The sequence below is a fragment of the Cupriavidus sp. H18C2 genome, from assembly GCF_049393795.1.
In the GTDB taxonomy this organism is placed as follows: Bacteria; Pseudomonadota; Gammaproteobacteria; order Burkholderiales; family Burkholderiaceae; genus Cupriavidus; species Cupriavidus pauculus_C.
In genome coordinates this window covers 71,523-89,779 of record NZ_CP186012.1, presented here as the reverse complement: position 1 = coordinate 89,779, position 18,257 = coordinate 71,523, and the positions used below count along the sequence as shown (strand labels likewise).

The following is an 18,257-nucleotide window of genomic DNA, read 5'->3' as shown; positions in this document are numbered from 1 at the left end:
CATTTTTGCCTCCTTCATTTGCTGTATCGGCTCCATCGCTCGTCATGAGCTCTGGTTTCCTGCCCTTGCATGGTCCGTACCAACCGGCGGGCACGTCAAGGGGCGCGTATGACGGCACACATCCTGCAAGGTAGCGTTAAGAAACCTATTACGCCACTGTGCAGGAATGACGCGCAGATGTAATGGCTACGTTATCGAGTAACTCACCTTGGTGACCCGATGCCGATCTGAGTTGGCTCTATGCAACTCCAGAACAAACTTGTTGCGCGGCGTCGTATTCCGACAGTCAAGGTGTTGCCACAAGGTGACCATGTCGCCCTCTGCATCTCGATACTCGAACCGATCATCGACAGTAGCCCCAGCGTAGGGACTTTTGATATGGACCATGCCGAAGCGCTCGATCGCGACAAGGACATCGCGGTGGTCGAGCAGCTCCTCGGCCCGATGCAGGGCTGCAGCAAGCGCATCATAGACATGGGTGGCATTGGAAGCCGCAGATGGCATGGTATTGTTCTCTGGCTATGGGAGCCATACTGCCTGGTAGTTGTTGTAGTTTCCGTTCGCTAACGGACTATTCGCCTGCGGGAGGGAGGCCTGCGCGTCGTACGGGCATAGACCCGTAAGTCTCGCACCCGGATCTGCCTATCGAGACCATGGATGAACAGTGCCCCCTTGTCGCGTTTTGCGTTCGCGGTACTCGTCGCAATCGCGTCCTCCTGCGTGACGAACATAATCGAGTTCCGCCATCTGACACGTCGATGGCCCATCCCGTCTGCGTGGACTGCGTGAAGCTCTCGCAGAGACATCCAACTTCTGAAATGGTTAATTCAGTACGGGCGCGAAGGGGGGCAGACGTTAGGACTCGCCGCCAATGAGGAAAAAAGTGCCGCAGACAAACTGCGCTGCGGCGCAAAGATTTAGGATCGAGTTGCTGTTTCCAGCACCCGCAACACTGAAGGCAGCACTCTCTTTTCGATAGCCGACGTAAGGGGTAGTTGCGCCTCCGACACCGAGACGCCCGCCTTAATCTGCCGTTAATGTTCTGGGGAGGCCCTTGAAGCCCCCATACCCCTTGTGGTGCTGCCACCGACCGGCCTGCGCCACGCCCTACCATCGACATCGACAGGCCGCCTTCTGCACAGCCTGAGCATCCGACACTCGCTCAAATACAGAGAGTCAAAGTGAACGCGGGGCCAGCGGGAGCTGCGGTGGAATTTGTCCAGAAGTATGGAATCTTCGTACTCGACGCCGGGGTGATCACCAACCGGCTCTTCCAGCCCCTCAAGGAAGCCCTAGTCGGTAGCATGATGGGGTCGCCGCGTAGTTAAAGACCTGCGCATAGCGGTCAACACTGCTCAGCCACCAGCGTGCGGGCGTCCACCACCTTGTCGCGGTACGCCTCGAAGATGCGGCGCAGCGCCTGCTCCATCGTCACCTCGGGCTTCCAGCCCAGTTCCTGCACCGTGTTGTCGATCTTCGGCACGCGGTGCTGCACGTCCTGGTAGCCCTTGCCGTAGAAGTCGCCCGACGACGTTTCCACGATTCGGGTCTGGCGCGCGTAGTCGGCGTACTCGGGGTACTCGGCCGCCATCGACAGCATCATCTCGGCCAGCTCGCGCACCGAGTGGATGTTGGCCGGATTGCCGATGTTGAAGATCTTGCCGCTGGCCACGCCGTTCTTGTTCTCGATGATCTGCATCAGCGCCGAGATGCCGTCCGAGATATCGGCGAACGCGCGCTTCTGGGCGCCGCCGTCGACGAGCTTGATCGGCTCGCCGCGCACGATATGGCCCAGGAACTGCGTCACCACGCGCGACGAGCCTTCCTTCGACTCGAAGATCGAGTCCAGCCCGGCGCCGATCCAGTTGAACGGGCGGAACAGCGTGTAGTTCAGGCCCTGCTCCATACCGTAGGCGTGGATCACGCGGTCCATCAGTTGCTTGGAGCAGGCGTAGATCCAGCGCGGCTTGTTGATCGGGCCGTAGACCAGCGACGACGCCTCGGGATCGAATTCGTCATCGGTGCACATGCCATAGACCTCGGAGGTCGACGGGAACACCAGGTGCTTGCCGTACTTCACGGCGCTGCGCACGATCGGCAGGTTGGCCTCGAAGTCCAGCTCGAACACGCGCAGCGGGTTGCGGACGTAGGTGGCTGGCGTGGCGATGGCCACCAGCGGCAGGATCACGTCGCACTTGCGGATGTTGTACTCGACCCACTCCTTGTTGATCGTGATGTCACCCTCGGAGAAATGCATGCGCGGGTGGTTCACCAGGTCGCCAAGGCGGTCGGACGCCATGTCCATGCCGTAGACCTCCCACTGCGTGGTCTCCAGGATGCGGCGCGTCAGGTGGTGGCCAATGAAGCCGTTGACCCCCAGGATAAGCACTCTTTTCACGCCCGCCCCCGTATATCAGCATTGACGGCGGGACCATGTTGAAGTTCGTGTTTTCTCCGCATACTCAGTCACAAATAGGATATAAATGAGGGCGCGTAGCGTAACGGGTTTCCCTTAAGTCTTGATTAACCCGGAGCTACGGTCCGTTGTATACCCCCGCGGAATTGAGTAGACATGAGAATCCTGATCTGCGAAAGCGACCGAATGATCGGCGACGGACTGCAGCGAGGCCTAAAGATCATCGGACATTCAGTGGATTGGGCGGCGTCCGTTTCTGAAGCCGATGAGGCACTCGCTCTCGGCGACTATGAAGCAGTAGTCGTTTCCCTAGGCCCTAAAGATGAGGGGGAAGCGACGATAAGCCGCTGGCGCCAACAAGGACTGCGGGTTCCTATAGTCGCCCTTTCCGCGCGGGAGTTGCACTCCCACTATGTCCGCGGTGAGCAAGGAGTCATTTGCTATCTGCCGATGCCCGTTTCACTTGAGCTGCTGGCCACAACCCTGAATGACGTCACCTTCTCCGCCCACGCGGACAAAACGTGGAGTCATGGCCCCCTGGAGTTCGCGCCCGGCACGCTGCGAACACGTTGGCGCGGCAATCTCGTAGAGTTGACGCCTACCGAAGCGAAGCTGCTTCAGACTTTCCTCAGCCATCCGCGCCAGTTGCTGACCGTCGAGTTTCTGCAAAGCGCGCTCTTTTCCGATTGTCAAACCCTTGCAAGGAATCAAGTGGAGACTCAAATCGATAGCCTGCGGTCCAAGATACATCCAAATATCGTTCGCACTTGGCGGGGCGCTGGCTATACGCTTGGGACGTCAGAAACTCTTGAGACTGCCTTAACCTGACCTGCTCGCAACGACGCCACATCAGTTCCCGGGCAAGAGCTCTGCAGTGTTGGCTACCAGAACCCGATACCAATCCCTGTAGATGAGATGGAGCTTCGGCGTGCCGACAAGGGTTTCATAGGTCTGGGGCGTCATGATTGCCATGGCCGGCTGGGGCCCCGACCATTGTATTTCGAACGCGGCGATGGAAGGAACGGCGCGGCCTGGCTCGATGTCGGTGCCGAACGCCAGCTCGTCCGCCGCGCCGACCATCGTCAGCGGATGGCCGACGTAGAACGGCAGCGTGTGGTCAAGCATTTCGACGCCGTATAGCCGCATCTGGGGTGTCAGCACGCGTTTGATTTCGTTGGCTAGCGTTGCGCCCGATACGGGGCCTGCGACAGCCTGATAGCCGACCAGCGCCGTGCTGAAGCCCAGGTACATGCCCATCGCGTACACCGCCACGCTGCGCAGCACGCCGCGGCGCGCCAGCACGCCGGCGATGGCGATCGACACCAGCATGATCAGGAAGGCCGCGGCGACCCACACGGCGTAGACGCGCCAGACCGCGTTGGGCGTGTGGTTGGCATGCAGCGTCGCCACGAACGGCGCGGCCAGCAGCCCGCAGCCGGCAATCGCCGCCATGATCCGCAGTTGCCTGCGCCAGGCGGCGGGGTCGAGCTTGTCGAGCGCCACGCCGGCCAGCAGGCCGAGCGCCGGGACGACCGGCACGATATAGCCGGGCAGCTTGGAATGGGACAGGCTGAAGAACACGAAGATCGATGCGGCCCAGAGGCCGGCCATCAGTGCCGGCCGGAACGCGGGCGGCTGGCGCCCGTCCGTGCGGGGCACGGCCGCCCAGATCCGTGGCCACAGGCCGATCCAGGGCAGGAAGCCGCCGACCAGGATCGGCACGAAGTAGGCGAGGGGGCCGCTCCGGGCGTGCAGGTTGGTCGTGTAGCGCTGCCAGTGCTCGTGGATAAAGAAGAAATGGAGGAATTCCGCGTTGCGGCTGGCCACCAGATAGAACCACGGCACGGTGACGGCCAGCATGACCAGCGCGCCCAGCACGGGATGCAGGCGCCGCCACAGCCGCCAGTCGCGCGTCACGGCCATGTAGACCAGCAACACCAGCCCCGGCAGGACGATGCCGACCAGCCCCTTGGTCAGGATCGCCACGCCCATCGCGGCCCAGCAGGCCAGCATCCACCTGCGGCGCGCGGCGGGCGCGGCGTCCGGGTGCTGGGCCATCAGCATGCAGGCCAGCACGCAGGACATGACGCCGGCCAGCGTCATGTCGAGCGTGTTGTAGTGGGCGGCGATGCTCCAGATGGGTGCGGCCAGCAGCGCCAGCCCGGCAAAGGCGGCGGCCCGCAGGCCAAACCATCGCCACGTGGCCAGCATCGTCATCGCCATGCCGAGCAGGCCGGCCAGCGCCACCGTCAGCCGGGCCTGCCACTCGCCGATGCCGAACAGCGCGTAGACCACGGCGGTCGCCCACATGTGGAAGGGCGGTTTCTCGAAGTACTTGAGGTCGTTGTAGCGGATGGTGACCCAGTCACCGGTGGACAGCATTTCGCGCGAGATTTCCGCGTAGCGGCCTTCGTCGGGCCCCAGCAGGTGACCCAGGCCCAGCGTACCGAACCAGAGCAGCAGGGCGGCGGCAACCCACAGGGCGGCCCAGCCTGCGCCGGACAGATGGGGGGCGATCGATCCCTGGCCATACAGCGGTACGCCGGCCGGCGGGAGGCGAGAGAGCCGGGGCTTGCGGTGAGGCATGGGGATCTCTATGTAGCGACAGGGATACCGGCGGTCTCAATGCCGGCAAGGAACAGTCCCGACAGACTACCTAAAGAACCTTAATTGGACGTTAAGCCGGCTAGTAACGATGATTCGTCGGCGGCCATTACCAGTGGTATGTGGCCGCAGTTTCCTCTAGCGGCTTGGATCGGCCCCCTGAAACGCCGGACACAGTCTCCCACTTACAATAGCGGGCAGGCATACGACTGTGTTTATGACTAAAACGAAGCAGGAATTGGTGGAAGTGTTGACGGGGCCGGAGCGCCGGCGGCGATGGTCGCCGGATGAGAAGCTCGCCATGGTGCGCGAAAGCTGCGAGCCGGGTAAGACGGTATCGATGGTGGCGCGCCAGCATGGAGTCAATCCTAATCAGCTCTTTCAGTGGCGCAAGCTGTACCAGGGCGGCAGTCTATCTGCAGTCAGTGCCGGTGAAGAAGTCGTGCCGGCATCGGAGCTGAGCGAAGCGCTCAAGCAAGTCCGTGAGCTACAGCGCCTGCTTGGCAAGAAGACCATGGAGAACGAAATTCTCCGTGAGGCCGTGGAGGTAATGAAGTCGCGAAAATGGATTGCGCGCTCACCCTCATTGCCGGGGGACGACCTGTGAAGCGGGTCTGCGAAGTTCTCGGTGTAGCGCGCTCGAATGTGGCAGAGAAGCTGGCTCGCCCTGCAGACTGGCGTCGCCTTTATGCCCAAGCCTGATGCCGAGACGGCCGTTCGCAATCTGGCCATTGCCTTCGAGCACTACAACGAGCAGCACCCCCATAGCGCCCTGAATTACCGCTCTCCGCGCGAGTTCAGGCGTGCGATGGCCTTATCAATCTAAGGGTGTGACCGTGTCCGGGGACACGGGGGCAAATCCACGGCTCCTTGGTTTCCACGGTGATAGACGCTATGCCATCCCGCACCCGCAATCCGACCAAGCTGTCCACAACCGGCCCACCGCTTAAGCAAGACATGGATCATGCTGAAAGCCGACGTCTCCGTTAGCCCCTTTCTTGCGTCGAATCGGCGCGGTCTCGCTGCGAGTAGGCCGTTTTTGCACCTTGAACAGTAAGCCTCGACGGCTCTACACGGTGGCCACACAGCGAAAGGCGGGGCGAGCCGATGCGCTTACGGAATTGCATCTAGCTCTTGACGCTGTAGGGGTCACGGCTAAAGGAGTCTCTTGCCCGAATCCGGCCGTCGCGGCCGTGGATCAATAGCTCGACCCTTTCGCGCTGCGCGCGCTCGATGCCCGCCGCAATAGCCTCCTCCTGGGTTGAGAACATAGCTCGCTCTCCGCCTTGCGGCGTTTCAACGGCCCATCCCTCCCCTGCGGGAACCACATGGATGTCTCGATTAGCCACGAAGCTCTCCTGAAACGGTGAAACGGGGGTGGTTGCAAAAGGGGCGCTTCACCCTAGCCTGACCGCGGGGAACGCCAAAGAAAACACCGCAGCCGGAACGCGCTGCGGCGAAATTTAGGAACGAGTTGCTGTATCCAGCACCGCGATACTGAGGGCTTCCTTCTAGCTTAGATAGCGGACAAAAGAGGTAAGTGTGCGTCCTACAGCAGTCGGTCCGTGCTAATCTGAGATTAAGGATTAAGGTCTATTATCTCGCCCCCCTTTGGCACGCGTCGCAACGCAGTGTGGGTAAGCATTTTCTGCCCCCGCAGAAAGCGGCCGCCCAGACGGCTCCGCCAGCCTCGCCGCCCGTAGCAACTTGCAGCCCTTCTGCACCGGCTCGAATCCCCAAAATTGCTCGAAGGCATCGGGGTCGAAGTCCGCGCCCGTGATCGGGCGGATGTGCCCATGGCGTACTTACCAAAATGCACCTCAAGCGCTGTATGCATATACCGCCCCCCTTCCTCTGGGCGGTCCAGGAGAACGGTTCCTTGTACTCGGCTGCGTCCGAAAACAGAAGCTGCCAACCCATTTTCACTATATGAGGGAAAGTCCTGCCCTATTTCCTCTATTTTTCGACAAGCCGCTAGCGCCGAAGATGTACCCACGAAACCATCGCGCCCTCCTTCGATCTTCCGACGCGAATGGAACTGGAAAGTCTGCCAACCACGTACAAATCCACTAGGACTCTTATCATGAACTCAACGCTGAACAACAGAATTTGGGCCCGCCACCTCCGGGGGCCGCTTGCGTTCGCTGTCACCATGGCGGTGGCCTGGCTGGCTCCGCTCAGCGCTCCCCTTGCGGCAACTCCATCACCGACGTTGGAAGCGGTCGCAACATTCAACGGAGCCATGCCCACCGGCGTCACCGTCGCCGAAGGCGGTAGAATCTTCGTCAACTTTCCGCGCTGGGGCGATGATGTCCCGTTCACCGTCGGAGAGCTTCGGGACGGCCAGGTGCGCGCATACCCCGATGCAGCAGTCAATAAACCCGACAATTCGCGGCCACGGGACACCTTCCTCAGCGTTCAAAGCGTGGTGGCCGACGGCCAGGGGCGGGTCTGGGTACTTGATACCGGGGCTCCGAATTTCTCCAACCCAGCCCCAGGCGGAGCCAAGCTGGTCGCAATCGACCTGAAAACTGACCAGATTGCAAAGACTATCGTCTTCCCTCCCGACGTCATGCTTGAACGGACCTACGTCAATGACATGCGCTTCGACTTGCGCATCGGGAGGTCCGGCGTCGCGTATATCACGGATTCTTCGCTCTCCGGCACCGGGGGACTGATCGTAGTAGACCTGGACACGGGTAAGGCTGTCCGCCGCCTCACTGGCCATCCTTCGACGTCGGCTGATCCATCGTTCCGCCCGGTCGTTGAAGGCAAGCCAATGCGCGCGCGAGACGCTTCCGGCAATATCAGCCCGTTTACCGTGGCTTCCGACGGCATTGCGTTAAGCCCGGATGGCAAGACGCTTTACTACTCTCCACTATCCAGCCGACATCTCTATTCGGTGCCGACCGCCATGCTGCGCGATCCGGCATTGACCGACGCGCAGATCGGAAAGGCGGTCTCAGACCTCGGCGAGAAAGGCGCATCCGACGGGTTGGAGTCTGATGCTAATGGGACGGTCTACGCCAGCGACTATGAAAACAATGCCATCCGAACATTAGGCACGTCCGGTACGTGGAAAACCCTTGTGCAGGATGACCGGTTACTTTGGCCCGACACGCTTTCGGTTGGCCCAGACGGCTATCTTTATGTCACGGCCAACCAGTTGCATCGCCAGGCGGGATTTCAAGGCGGTAAGGATATGCGCGTGAAGCCCTACGTGCTGTACCGGCTGCACATTGGAGTAAAGCCTGCGCCTACTCGTTGAGCGAAATGCACAGTACTTCCACGTGAATGAGACGCTACCCTCTGCGCCGGCCATGCTTTCCTCGACGACGGTGTACAAACGGTACCGATCGGAACGGCGCCGGCGGCCGCCGCGTCAGGCAGTAGCCGTCATCCACCCAACCTACTTCCAGGTCCGCCCGGCACGGCGTAGAACATTAGTCACGTGGTCGAGCGAGCAATTCCGGACCTGGCTTAGCGGTGATTGCTGTTGCCGAAACGGGCCAGGCAGTGCCACACCTGCTTAAGCATCTGAGGATCGTACTGGCCGCTGCGCGCGGCCTCGCCAATCCGTACCGGCGTGAGTGGGTGTGCGCCTGCCAGGGACGCAGCAAGTTTTGCGACAGCCGACCCACGGTACTCGGACTGTCGGCGCAGCAGATCCGCTTCTGCGCGAAACCCAGCGTGCCATTCGACACGACAGGGCAATGCATGAGCAAGCGCCTCGACTTCGCTATGCCGGAACGATGGGTCGAGCACGATAGCCTCCACGTCGCGGTCAATCACCACGCCACCATGAACATGGGCCTCAATGTAATGGTCAAGCGGGTCGCCATGAGTAACCGCAGCAGCCAAACGTTCGACAAGGGCAAAACGGTCGGCCACGCCGAAATGACTCGGCTCGTAGACGCTGTCTGGATGGCAAAACGTCGTTCGAGACAGCACGCCGGGTGCAAGCCGTAAATGCGCCGACCCAAAGCGGGGCGCCGCGCCAGCGGATGCATGGCCTACATTCAGCGCGCCATAGCGCGGCCGCTCGGAAGCGGGTGCTGTGTCATAGGCCTGCCCGAAGATTCGGCTTTCCCATTGCCAGCGATCGCCACCGGGATAGGCGGACAGCCCCCCATTGCTCGTGCCAGTTTCGAACTGAGTTCGATACACGCCTTCTTCCGCCAACACTGCCAATAGAGGTCGACCACGAAACATTCGATCGGGGTGGAAGTTCAGCGTTACACGCCAAGCCGGATCGACCGGCTTGCCCGCGGATATTGCGGCAATGTGGGCCCATGCCCTGGCGGCGGAGGTGAGGGCTAATGACATGGTGTCGTAGAATCGACTTCAGGAAACGATTTGGCCAATTCTACGGGCAGCACACTGACCGCCCATAGAATTGATTGACACTTGCAGCCGGGAAGGATGTTCTACCTGTATCCCGCTTCATTTCCCTCAGTTGATCAGGCCTCGTGTTTTACTGTATGGGCGGCACGGTGCCTAGCTTCTCTGCCAGCATGCGCTCATAAACGCCAAAATGCGTATCCACCTCAGTCTGACTTACGACGACGACGTCAATCGTGACCTGTTCAGCCTTTAAGCCGAAAATCGTGGCCAGCGCCACTTCTAAGTGGGGAGCCGCCACTCTGTCTTTTTCGAAGGTCGTGCCGATACTGATCACGTAGGCGTCACCTTGCGCCGTAACATCGACCAAGCGCGCCCGCGCGCTGAGGTTGCTTTCGATCGCGACTGTGACAACCTCCGCCACGCGCCGCGTCCGCTCCGTAGGGAAACCTCTCGTGCATTTAAGTCGCACCCGATGCCTGCCCAAAGTAACCCACTCAGAATCGAACTCCATTGAATTCTCCATCTCGGATGTGTTTGCCGGACAAAATTGACACGCATCTTGGCGATTTCAAGAGACCCTGAGCATCGATTCGCAACAGCCAATTCCGCAGCTTACGAGCGCTTTGGGGGCAGCAACGGCAAACGGATGTCACGCTCGGGCAGCAGCGGATACTCCTGGCCGAGCGCAGCAAGGTCACGCGAGCACAATCATGGCGCAGCTATACACTTCCTGCTCACTACACCTGGATCTTTCTCACCACGGGTTGTGACGAGCTGAGCTTGGGGAACTGCAGCGTCAGCACGCCCTGGTCGAACTTCGCCTCAACGTTTTCAATATCGACACCATCCGGCAGCGGGATACTGCGCATGAAGTACCCGTATGCCCGCTCCAGTCTGTAGCAGCCGCTCTCTTCACTCCGAATGTCCTGCTTTTTTTCACCTCGCAACACCAGTGCGCCCTCCTCTATGGTGGTCTCTAGGTCTTCGCGATCCATACCCGGAAGCTCTGCCGTGATTCTCAGTGTCGATCCATCATCGACCACGTCGATCCGCGGCTGGAAACGAGACGAACTAAAGTCGCCGAACCAGCGATCGAGCCCCCGAAAGCCGGCCATGGGTTCATGTAGAAATTCGCCCATTGCCCGCCAGGGATCTCCTGAAAACAGGTCAGAGGCGTCAAGCCTATCTGGTGACCAGTGCTTCGGCGCGGGAAGATCCGGCGGCTCGCCCCTCGACTGAACGTCTGCGGTCGATTTGCGTAGGAACTTAAAGGGGTTCCACTTTCCCAGCTCGGTTTTCATCGTGCCCTCATCCAATGTGCAAGGCCAAAACTCCGCAGGCGTGACGAGGCCGCCCATTCAACCTCCCGGCGCCTGCCCGACCCAATTCACATGACGTTTACCGCAATGCGCCGCGGACGCGCTTCCTCGCGACGCGGAATCGTCAGCTTAAGCACGCCATCTTGCAGTGAAGCTTCGATCCTTGAGGGGTCAAGGTCCGCACTTAATGAAAAAGCGCGCGCGAAGTGGGGCTGGCGAATTTCCGCATGTTGCACCCGCAGTCCTTGAGGGGTTGGCACAACTGCTTCGGCCTCAATATGTAGGTTCCCGTCGTGAACATTCACGTTGAGCTTGTCCCTAGTGACACCTGGAAGGTCAGCCCAAAGGGTGACGCCGTTGCCGTCCTCGACGATGTCGACTGCGGGCGGCAGGGTCATCGCCGACGTTGACCTTTTCTCCTGACTTTCTGTCGCAGCGTACTGATTGCGTTCCGCCACTTGAGTAGTCTCGTTCATGGCAGTCTCCTTGGCATTACTGGACCGCGATCGCCCGCGGCTTCGAAGCTTCCCGCTTGCCGACACTGATAGACAGGCAGCCGTTCGAATAGCGCGCCTGGACTTTGTCAGGGTCTGCCCCTTGCGGCAATTCGACCACACGCCGAAACGTGCCGACGAAGCGCTCCTGCGCGTACAAACGCACCTCGGGATCATCTCCTGATTGCATCGCTGGGCGCTCACCACTGATTGTCAGCAAACCCTTGTCGATGGAGACTTCGAAATTGTCCGGACTGAGCCCCGCTGCGAACGCGACGATCTCGATGGAATTGTCCGTAGCTCCGATATTCACTGGGGGGAATGCCCCAAAGCGGCCGGAGCGAATGCTTGACGGGAAGCCGCCGAACAAGCTCGCCACCTGCCTTTGGACGCGGTCGAGTTCGTTGAAGAGGTCAGCCCCAATGGAAAGGTCGCTCATGGTCGTATCCTCCTTCCATGCAGCGAGGAGGCGAATGGCATACGCGCTCCCATCGACCTGCCAAGCTGCTGGCAAACAAACAGAAACACGCAGCGCGCGCGTTGGTCGCGACTGCCTGAGCGAAAATAAAAATAGTAGCTTGCCACCCAAATTTCAAGTGGGCAGGTTTGGCGAATCGCCAAGAAACGGATTCAGCCCCTACGTTGTGCTTACGTCACATTTTACTACTCCACAACGCGTCGAAATTCGCCCTGCGCCCCGTCTGCATCAGGTCTCCGGCGACCCGCATTGGATGGCACTGAGGTGGAATGATCGAACCCTATGAGCCCGCGACACACGTCACGGCCGATCTACGACCGCGCGCTTGCCTGTAGTTCGCACGGGGGTAACGGGTAGCTAGTGGCGCCCACTATTTGGGCGCGGGAAAGGGAACAAAGCGTTCTCCATACTCAAGCTCGTTTTCAGTGCGCACCGCACTGAGTCGCAGCGCGTTCTCGTAGTGTTTGAGAAGGAGATCGCTTTGGCGACAGGAGATGACGACCAGCTTCATGCCACGTCGGAGGCCGAGCATCCCGCGCAGTTTCTCCGTTTGCGGCGACATCCACAGCTGTCCGCTACTTGAGAAAGCTATGTGCCCGGCACTAAATAACGCGGCAATGTTAGGAGCAAGTAAGAGCGCCTCATCCACTCTCAGGAACCTGGGCGGGGCGTCTTCGGATTGCCTGAGTATTGGCGTGGCGCAAAGAATCTCGGGAATCCCTATACCGGAAACCTGACACCGGCCCATATGCCGTTCCATCAACGCCTCCCGCAAAGGTCCAGATAGGAAATCTGACCATGGAAGGAGCATTGCGTCTTCCAACGCCACAGTTGCATTCCCGTCCAGCGTCTTACGTTCAGCGAAGCGGGCCGTTGAAGTGAATACCCCCGGTTGATCGCCTCTCAAGAGGACCTCAAAGCCTAGCGCAACAAGACGAGCGTGCCAGTTTCCGCCGATGGTGAAAGTGAAATCTTTTGGTTGCAGAGGGCGCTGCCCGGAATGCGCTGATGCCAAACCAAGTATGGCTTTGGGCGGGAACGGCTCCGGCGGGCTTTCAAGATCGACAGATATCCATACGTTGTAGCGCGAACTAGGCCTATAGGAAGGCCTAATCTTTCCCTGCTTCCATTCCCTGGCAGCGGCAACGATATGCTCGGCCAAAATGTAATCAGGGCGCGCCAACGGCAGCGACTCGCGTGGATCTATCCCGGACTGAGCGTCCACTCGCCGCAGAGATCCCACGCTGCGCCTTTGGATTGGATAACCAAGCTCGGCGAGGCGTTGACGCCAAGCTTGGTCGTACTGGCCCACAACCGCCTTCGAGATGGGAATCCCTAGCTTGGAGCTTGCGGCCCTCAAAAGGTCTCGTGGGGTGAACCACTCGTCCCCCACATTGACACCATAATTCTTGGAATGGCTTCGCTCCGCCGGCCTACGCATAAGGTGCGAGGCCGCTTCTCTGACATCTGCAGCTCCGATCAATGCGACATTCACATATTTCTTAGCATGGGTGACTGAACGGTCCATCCTAGTCTCGCTGCCCCCGGGCAGGTACGGTAAGAAGAAAGCATGCCGGGAAGCCTACGACCGCTAGCTTCCAGTTCAGCGATACTCTGCCGATTGAACAAACAATATAGGCTATTGGCGATCCAGCGCCTTCGCATCTTCCATATGCACGTTCTCTAATAATCTAAATTTGCGAACGCGAACCGTCAAGCACAGTGGCGGCGTCTCCGACGGCTGGCACGCGATCGCGGTACCGGAAACGACGTACTCAGACAGTCTCTCGTTGGCCACTCAATCCCACTGCAGCACGCCCGGTGAGTGCTCAAGATGCAAGTGCCACCCGTCAACGGCGGCCGCCTCGCCGTGTCGGCGTTCTTCATCGTGGCTGTCGAAGCGGCGGCCGGAACATGCAAGAAAGCCAGGAGGCTGAACGCGGCAGATTCGCCACATGAGGGAGGCGACTAGCCAGGCAGGATGGGTCGTACCTCGGCCCCGCAGAGGTGCCTGCATCGGACATCGGCCGGGAAGCAATCTGGGAGGAAAAGCCCGCCCCAAGGTCGAGAGAGCCACGGAGACAAAAAATGGGCGGGCGTGTGCAAACAAAATTTGTCGCTGTTTACCTAGCTTCCCTCATCGCAGCGACGAATTCAGGGCCGATCTGTAACTTGTCGAACCGCGGGGGCGGGGGGGCGGGTCCGTGCCAATGTTGAGCGGATCGAAGAGTCCCTGCCTCGATGCGCCGCCTTTAAGCTTCCAACTTGTCCACAATGTGGGAAGGAAATGCCCAGGCTACTCAGCACTATTCGGGTAGCAGTTGTCCGTCGGACTTCATAGCCGAATGTCGAGCGCGCCGCGCATCGGCTGCATTGCTCGGGTGAATCCTGAACCAGATGGAGTACATGGCCGGCAGAAACACCAGGGTCAAGATCGTCCCGGCAAACGTCCCGCCGATGAGCGTGTAGGCCAAGGCTCCCCAGAACACCGAATGGGTCAACGGAATGAAGGCCAGAATGGCGGCCAACGCCGTCAGAATAACCGGCCGCGCACGCTGGACAGTGGCTTCCACGACGGCCCTGAACGGGTCCAGCCCTTCGTCCTTGTTGTGTTGAATCTGGCCGATCAGGATCAGCGTGTTGCGCATCAGGATGCCCGATAGCGCAATCAGGCCGACCAGCGCGTTGATGCCGAACGGCTGTCCGAACAGAATCAGCGTGGGCACCACACCAATCAGGCCGAGCGGACTGGTCAGGAACACCATCACCATCGCCGGGATCGACCTCACCTGAAAGATGAGGATCAGCAGGGTTACCGCCAGCATGATCGGGAACAGCGGCAGCATGGCTTTCGTCGCTTTCCCCGATTCTTCAATGGAGCCTGCTTGTTCAATGCGGTATCCGCCGGGCAGTTTGTCGATGATCGGTTGAAGCTGCTTGCTGATGGCTGTCGATACGTCGGGCGGTTGCAGGCCATCGGCAATATCGCCGCGTACCGTGATGGTCGGCATGCGGTCGCGCCGGCGGATGATGGGCTCTTCCATGCGAACATCAATCTTGCCCACCTGCGAGAGCGGAATGCGTTGCCCGTTGGCGCCCGCCAACGTGAAATCCGCAATCCTGGCGGGGTCGAGTCGGACCTCGCCGGCCGAGCGCGCAGTCACCTGTACGGTACGGATGTCCTCACGGACGGTCGTCACCGGAATGCCGTTGAGCAGGAATTGCAGCTGTTGTGCGACTGCGCTGGACGACAGTCCCACGGCTTGGAGGCGGTCCTGCTGCAAGGTGAAGTGCAGCGCCGGTACGCGTACCCCCCAGTCAGTGTTGACCGTGCGCATCATTGGGCTCGCGTCCATGACATGCTGCACATCGCTCGCGATGCGGCGCAACGTTTCCGCTTCCGGGCCGGTCACCCGATAGGCAACCGGGAACGGCGAATAGGGACCGAACACGAGTTGAGTGACGCGCACGCGCGCTTCGGGCGCAAGGCCGTTGGCGATGGCCTTGCGCATGCGCTGCTTCAACGCATCACGCTCTTCCTGGCTATCGGTCCGGATCACGATCTTGGCGAACGACGGATCGGGCAACTCCGGGCCCATCGCCAGATAAAAGCGCGGCGCACCCTGGCCAACGTAAGCCGTCACGATCCTGGCTTCCTTCTGTTTGGCCAGCCACGTTTCGAGCTTGGCCGTGGCGGCGCTGGTCTGGTTGATCGAAGTGCCATAGGGCATCTGCACCTCGACCAGCACTTCGGGTCGATCCGAGATCGGAAAGAACTGTTTCTTGACCACCGCCATGCCTAAAATGGCGAAGACGAAGAGCCCGACAACCGAAGCCGCGACCAGCCATTTACGCGCAATCACACGCCCCAGCAGTGCACGGAAGCGGTTGTAGCGCGGGGTATCGTAAATCGCATCGTGCCCGCCCTCGACCTTCTTGAAGTCGGGCAGCATCTTCACCCCCAGGTAAGGCGTGAACACCACGGCAACAACCCAGGACGCAATCAGCGCAATGCCTACTATCCAGAACATGTTGCTGGTGTATTCGCCCGCGGTGGATCGCGCAAAGCCATTTGGCATGAAGCCGACAGCCGTCACGAGCGTGCCCGACAGCATGGGCGCCGCGGTGTGGCTCCAGGCGTAAGCGGAGGCGGCGACGCGGCTGTAACCCTCTTCCATCTTCACCACCATCATCTCGATGGCGATGATGGCGTCGTCCACCAAAAGGCCCAGCGCCAGGATCAGGGAGCCGAGAGTGATGCGATCGAAGTTCTTGCCTGTCGCAGCCATCACCACAAAGACCACGGCGAGTGTCAGCGGCACAGCGGCGGCGACTACCATGCCGGCGCGCCAGCCCATGCTGACGAAGCTCACCAGCATGACCACCAGCAGTGCGGCGAAGAACTTGAGCATGAACTCATCGACGGCAGCGCTGATGTTGACCGACTGGTCCGTCACCTTTGTCAGGCTCATCCCAAGCGGCATCTCGGCGTTGATGGTACCAACCTCCTTGTCCAACGCCTTGCCAAGGTCCAGGCCGTTCCATCCCTCGCGCATGACGATGCCCATCAGCAAGGCAGGTTGCCCGCCGTTGCGCACCGTGAAAGTTGCGGGGTCTTCGTAGCCGCGCTTGACCGTGGCAATGTCCGACAGCTTCAACGTGCGCCCTTGTGACACCACGGGCGTATCGCGGATCTTCTGCAGGCCATCGAACGCGCCATCCAGGCGGATGAAGACCTGCGGCCCCTTCGTTTCCACAGAACCCGCTGCCGTCAGGGCATTCTGGCTGTTCAGGGCGGCGAAGACGTCTTGCGGACTCACGCCGAGCGTCGCGAGCCTGTCATGTGAAAACTCGACGTAGATGCGCTCCGACTGCTCACCGATGATGTTGACCTTCTTTACGCCGGGCACGTGCAATAGCCGCTGGCGTAGCGTCTCCGCATCACGCACGAGCATGCGTTGCGGCTCGCCCTTGGCCTTGAGCGCGAACAATGCAAAGGTCACGTCCGCATACTCGTCGTTGACCAGCGGCCCGATCACGCCGGGCGGCAGGTTGGCGATCTCGTCGCCCACCTTCTTGCGCGCCTGATAGAACTCGTCCTGCACTTCCGATGGTGGCGTGCTGTCCAGCAGGGTCAACGTGGTAAACGCCAGCCCCGGCCGGGTGTAGGTCTCCGTGCGGTCATACCAGCGCAGCTCCTGCATGCGCTTTTCGATCTTCTCGGCCACCTGGTCCTGCATTTCCTGCGCAGTGGCGCCCGGCCATGCCGTAATGATCGTCATGACCTTCACGGTAAACGCCGGATCTTCAGCACGGCCCAGCTTGAAGAAGGAAACGATGCCTGCCAGCGAGATCAGGCAGATGAGGAACAACGTAACGGCACGCTCACGCACGGCGAGCGCCGATAGATTGAAACGTCCGGGGCTCACAGGCGCACCCCTGCGATGGCAGCGCTGCCGCCCTGGCCAGCCACACGGACTTGCTGTCCTTCACGCAGCAGTTGCGCGCCGAGCGCGACGATCCGGTCCCCTTGCTTGAGCTGCCCCGTTACCTGAGCAGCTTCGTCGCCAAGGTGCACGATGGTGACGGATCGCCACGACACCGTGGCCGGATCCCCGTGGATGACCCATACGCCCGGCCCCTTGCCGGCGTCGAACACGGCGCCAAGTGGCACCTGCAGATCGCCTTGCGCGGTGGCCCGTGGATCGGGCACCTGGATGGTCACAGTAGCGCCCAGCGGCGCGTTGGCCAATTCACCGTCCAGCACATAGCGCGCTTCAAACGTGCGGGTCTGCCGATCTGCAGCATTCGAAAGTTGCCGGAGCTGGGCCGACACGCCGGCGTTGTTGCCACCGAAAAGCGTGGCCGTTGCGATAGATCCGATTGCCGGCCGCAGCGTTTCGGGCAATTGGACAACCGCTTCGCGGCGGCCAGCGTGCGCCAGGCGTACAACGGCCTGCCCCGCATTGACGACCTGGCCGCGTTCTGCCAGCGTTTCCATGACAACGCCATCGCCATCGGCAACCAGCTCGGCGTAGCGGCTGGCGTTACGTGCCACGTCGGCCTGTGCCTCCGCTGCGCTGAGTTGAGCGCGTGCCGCATCGGCAGCGGCCTTTGCTTGGTCGTAAGCGGAGGCGGAAATAGCGCCCGTGCCGCGCAGATCGCGATAACGGGCTTCGTCCTCCGCCGTCTGCTTCGCACGGGCCCGCGCAGCGGTCACGGCTTCTTGCTGGGCGTGAGCCGCTAGCAGCAGGTCGACGGGGTCAATTCGCATCAGTGGCTGCCCCCGCTTGACGGTCTGTCCGGCATCCACCAGCCGTTCCAGCACCTTGCCCGACACGCGGAAGCCTATGTCGCTCTGCACTCTGGCAGCGATGATCCCCGTGAAAGCACTTGATGGAGTGCCAGCCAGCTGGACGAGCGCGGTGCGCACCAACGGCGCCTCCGTGCGTGGATCATGAGCGGCCTTTTCGCCGCAAGCGGTCAATGCGAGCGGCAACGCACAAATGACGGTGAAAGTAACAAAGCGGCGCAAAAGCATGAAAGCCCCATCGATAGGGATGGCTGGGGTTTCATTCTGGTTCTTGTGACCTAATTAGTCA

At 60.6% G+C, this 18,257-nt stretch carries 16 protein-coding genes and 1 pseudogene; 5 read left to right on the top strand and 12 right to left on the bottom strand.

What is annotated here, in order from left to right:
* Nucleotides 1-240 precede the first annotated feature (240 nt).
* Nucleotides 241-567: a hypothetical protein gene (locus EPAKOI_RS25745; RefSeq protein ID WP_423194745.1), complete on the top strand. Its 327-nt coding sequence runs from the start codon at nucleotides 241-243 to the stop codon at nucleotides 565-567.
* On the opposite strand, the gene EPAKOI_RS25740 is transcribed toward EPAKOI_RS25745, so the two are convergent.
* Together EPAKOI_RS25740 and EPAKOI_RS25735 are read right to left on the bottom strand one after the other, a co-directional pair.
* Nucleotides 564-731, bottom strand: coding sequence for a DUF2188 domain-containing protein (locus tag EPAKOI_RS25740; protein WP_423194744.1), 168 nt, complete (start codon nucleotides 729-731; stop codon nucleotides 564-566). The genes EPAKOI_RS25745 and EPAKOI_RS25740 overlap by 4 nt on opposite strands.
* A gap of 614 nt (nucleotides 732-1,345) precedes the next feature.
* Nucleotides 1,346-2,398, bottom strand: coding sequence for a bifunctional UDP-4-keto-pentose/UDP-xylose synthase (locus tag EPAKOI_RS25735; RefSeq protein ID WP_423194743.1), 1,053 nt, complete (start codon nucleotides 2,396-2,398; stop codon nucleotides 1,346-1,348).
* A gap of 174 nt (nucleotides 2,399-2,572) precedes the next feature.
* Here EPAKOI_RS25735 and EPAKOI_RS25730 point away from each other — a divergent pair, with 174 nt between their 5' ends.
* Nucleotides 2,573-3,244, top strand: a complete 672-nt coding sequence (locus EPAKOI_RS25730; RefSeq protein WP_423194742.1) for a winged helix-turn-helix domain-containing protein — start codon at nucleotides 2,573-2,575, stop codon at nucleotides 3,242-3,244.
* Nucleotides 3,245-3,265: 21 nt separating this feature from the next.
* On the opposite strand, the gene EPAKOI_RS25725 is transcribed toward EPAKOI_RS25730, so the two are convergent.
* Nucleotides 3,266-5,002: a glycosyltransferase family 39 protein gene (locus EPAKOI_RS25725; protein WP_423194741.1), complete on the bottom strand. Its 1,737-nt coding sequence runs from the start codon at nucleotides 5,000-5,002 to the stop codon at nucleotides 3,266-3,268.
* Nucleotides 5,003-5,261: 259 nt separating this feature from the next.
* Here EPAKOI_RS25725 and EPAKOI_RS25720 point away from each other — a divergent pair.
* A pseudogene (locus EPAKOI_RS25720) lies at nucleotides 5,262-5,701 on the top strand (transposase); the annotation flags it as partial.
* A complete protein-coding gene (locus EPAKOI_RS25715) occupies nucleotides 5,664-5,846 on the top strand; it encodes an integrase core domain-containing protein (protein ID WP_423194740.1) in 183 nt (60 codons plus the stop codon). The pseudogene EPAKOI_RS25720 and the gene EPAKOI_RS25715, both read left to right, overlap by 38 nt.
* 301 nt (nucleotides 5,847-6,147) lie before the next feature.
* Here the strand turns inward: EPAKOI_RS25715 and EPAKOI_RS25710 are convergent, their stop codons facing one another.
* Complete coding sequence (locus EPAKOI_RS25710; protein WP_423194782.1) at nucleotides 6,148-6,348, bottom strand: DUF2188 domain-containing protein; 201 nt, start codon at nucleotides 6,346-6,348, stop codon at nucleotides 6,148-6,150.
* An 824-nt stretch (nucleotides 6,349-7,172) separates the two neighbouring features.
* Here EPAKOI_RS25710 and EPAKOI_RS25705 point away from each other — a divergent pair.
* A complete protein-coding gene (locus EPAKOI_RS25705; protein WP_423194781.1) occupies nucleotides 7,173-8,288 on the top strand; it encodes an L-dopachrome tautomerase-related protein in 1,116 nt (371 codons plus the stop codon).
* A 212-nt stretch (nucleotides 8,289-8,500) separates the two neighbouring features.
* On the opposite strand, the gene EPAKOI_RS25700 is transcribed toward EPAKOI_RS25705, so the two are convergent.
* The 8 genes from EPAKOI_RS25700 to EPAKOI_RS25665 all read right to left on the bottom strand — a co-directional run bounded on the left by EPAKOI_RS25700 (nucleotide 8,501) and on the right by EPAKOI_RS25665 (nucleotide 18,196).
* Nucleotides 8,501-9,346 (bottom strand): DUF3626 domain-containing protein, encoded by an 846-nt coding sequence (locus tag EPAKOI_RS25700; RefSeq protein ID WP_423194739.1) that lies wholly within the window; start codon nucleotides 9,344-9,346, stop codon nucleotides 8,501-8,503.
* Between the two features lie 148 nt (nucleotides 9,347-9,494).
* Nucleotides 9,495-9,875: a hypothetical protein gene (locus tag EPAKOI_RS25695; protein ID WP_423194738.1), complete on the bottom strand. Its 381-nt coding sequence runs from the start codon at nucleotides 9,873-9,875 to the stop codon at nucleotides 9,495-9,497.
* A 226-nt stretch (nucleotides 9,876-10,101) separates the two neighbouring features.
* Nucleotides 10,102-10,665, bottom strand: a complete 564-nt coding sequence (locus EPAKOI_RS25690) for an Hsp20/alpha crystallin family protein (RefSeq protein WP_423194780.1) — start codon at nucleotides 10,663-10,665, stop codon at nucleotides 10,102-10,104.
* Nucleotides 10,666-10,751: 86 nt separating this feature from the next.
* On the bottom strand, nucleotides 10,752-11,159 hold the full coding sequence (locus tag EPAKOI_RS25685) for an Hsp20/alpha crystallin family protein (RefSeq protein WP_423194737.1): 408 nt from the start codon (nucleotides 11,157-11,159) through the stop codon (nucleotides 10,752-10,754).
* 16 nt (nucleotides 11,160-11,175) lie between these two features.
* A complete protein-coding gene (locus EPAKOI_RS25680) occupies nucleotides 11,176-11,616 on the bottom strand; it encodes an Hsp20/alpha crystallin family protein (RefSeq protein WP_423194736.1) in 441 nt (146 codons plus the stop codon).
* Between the two features lie 409 nt (nucleotides 11,617-12,025).
* Complete coding sequence (locus EPAKOI_RS25675; RefSeq protein ID WP_423194735.1) at nucleotides 12,026-13,183, bottom strand: hypothetical protein; 1,158 nt, start codon at nucleotides 13,181-13,183, stop codon at nucleotides 12,026-12,028.
* A 778-nt stretch (nucleotides 13,184-13,961) separates the two neighbouring features.
* Nucleotides 13,962-17,084 carry an efflux RND transporter permease subunit gene (locus tag EPAKOI_RS25670; RefSeq protein WP_423194734.1) on the bottom strand — a complete coding sequence of 1,041 codons (3,123 nt, stop codon included), beginning with the start codon at nucleotides 17,082-17,084 and terminating at the stop codon, nucleotides 13,962-13,964.
* Nucleotides 17,081-18,196 (bottom strand): efflux RND transporter periplasmic adaptor subunit, encoded by a 1,116-nt coding sequence (locus EPAKOI_RS25665; protein WP_423194733.1) that lies wholly within the window; start codon nucleotides 18,194-18,196, stop codon nucleotides 17,081-17,083. Before EPAKOI_RS25665 ends, EPAKOI_RS25670 begins: the two co-directional genes overlap by 4 nt.
* Between the last annotated feature and the right edge of the window lie 61 nt (nucleotides 18,197-18,257).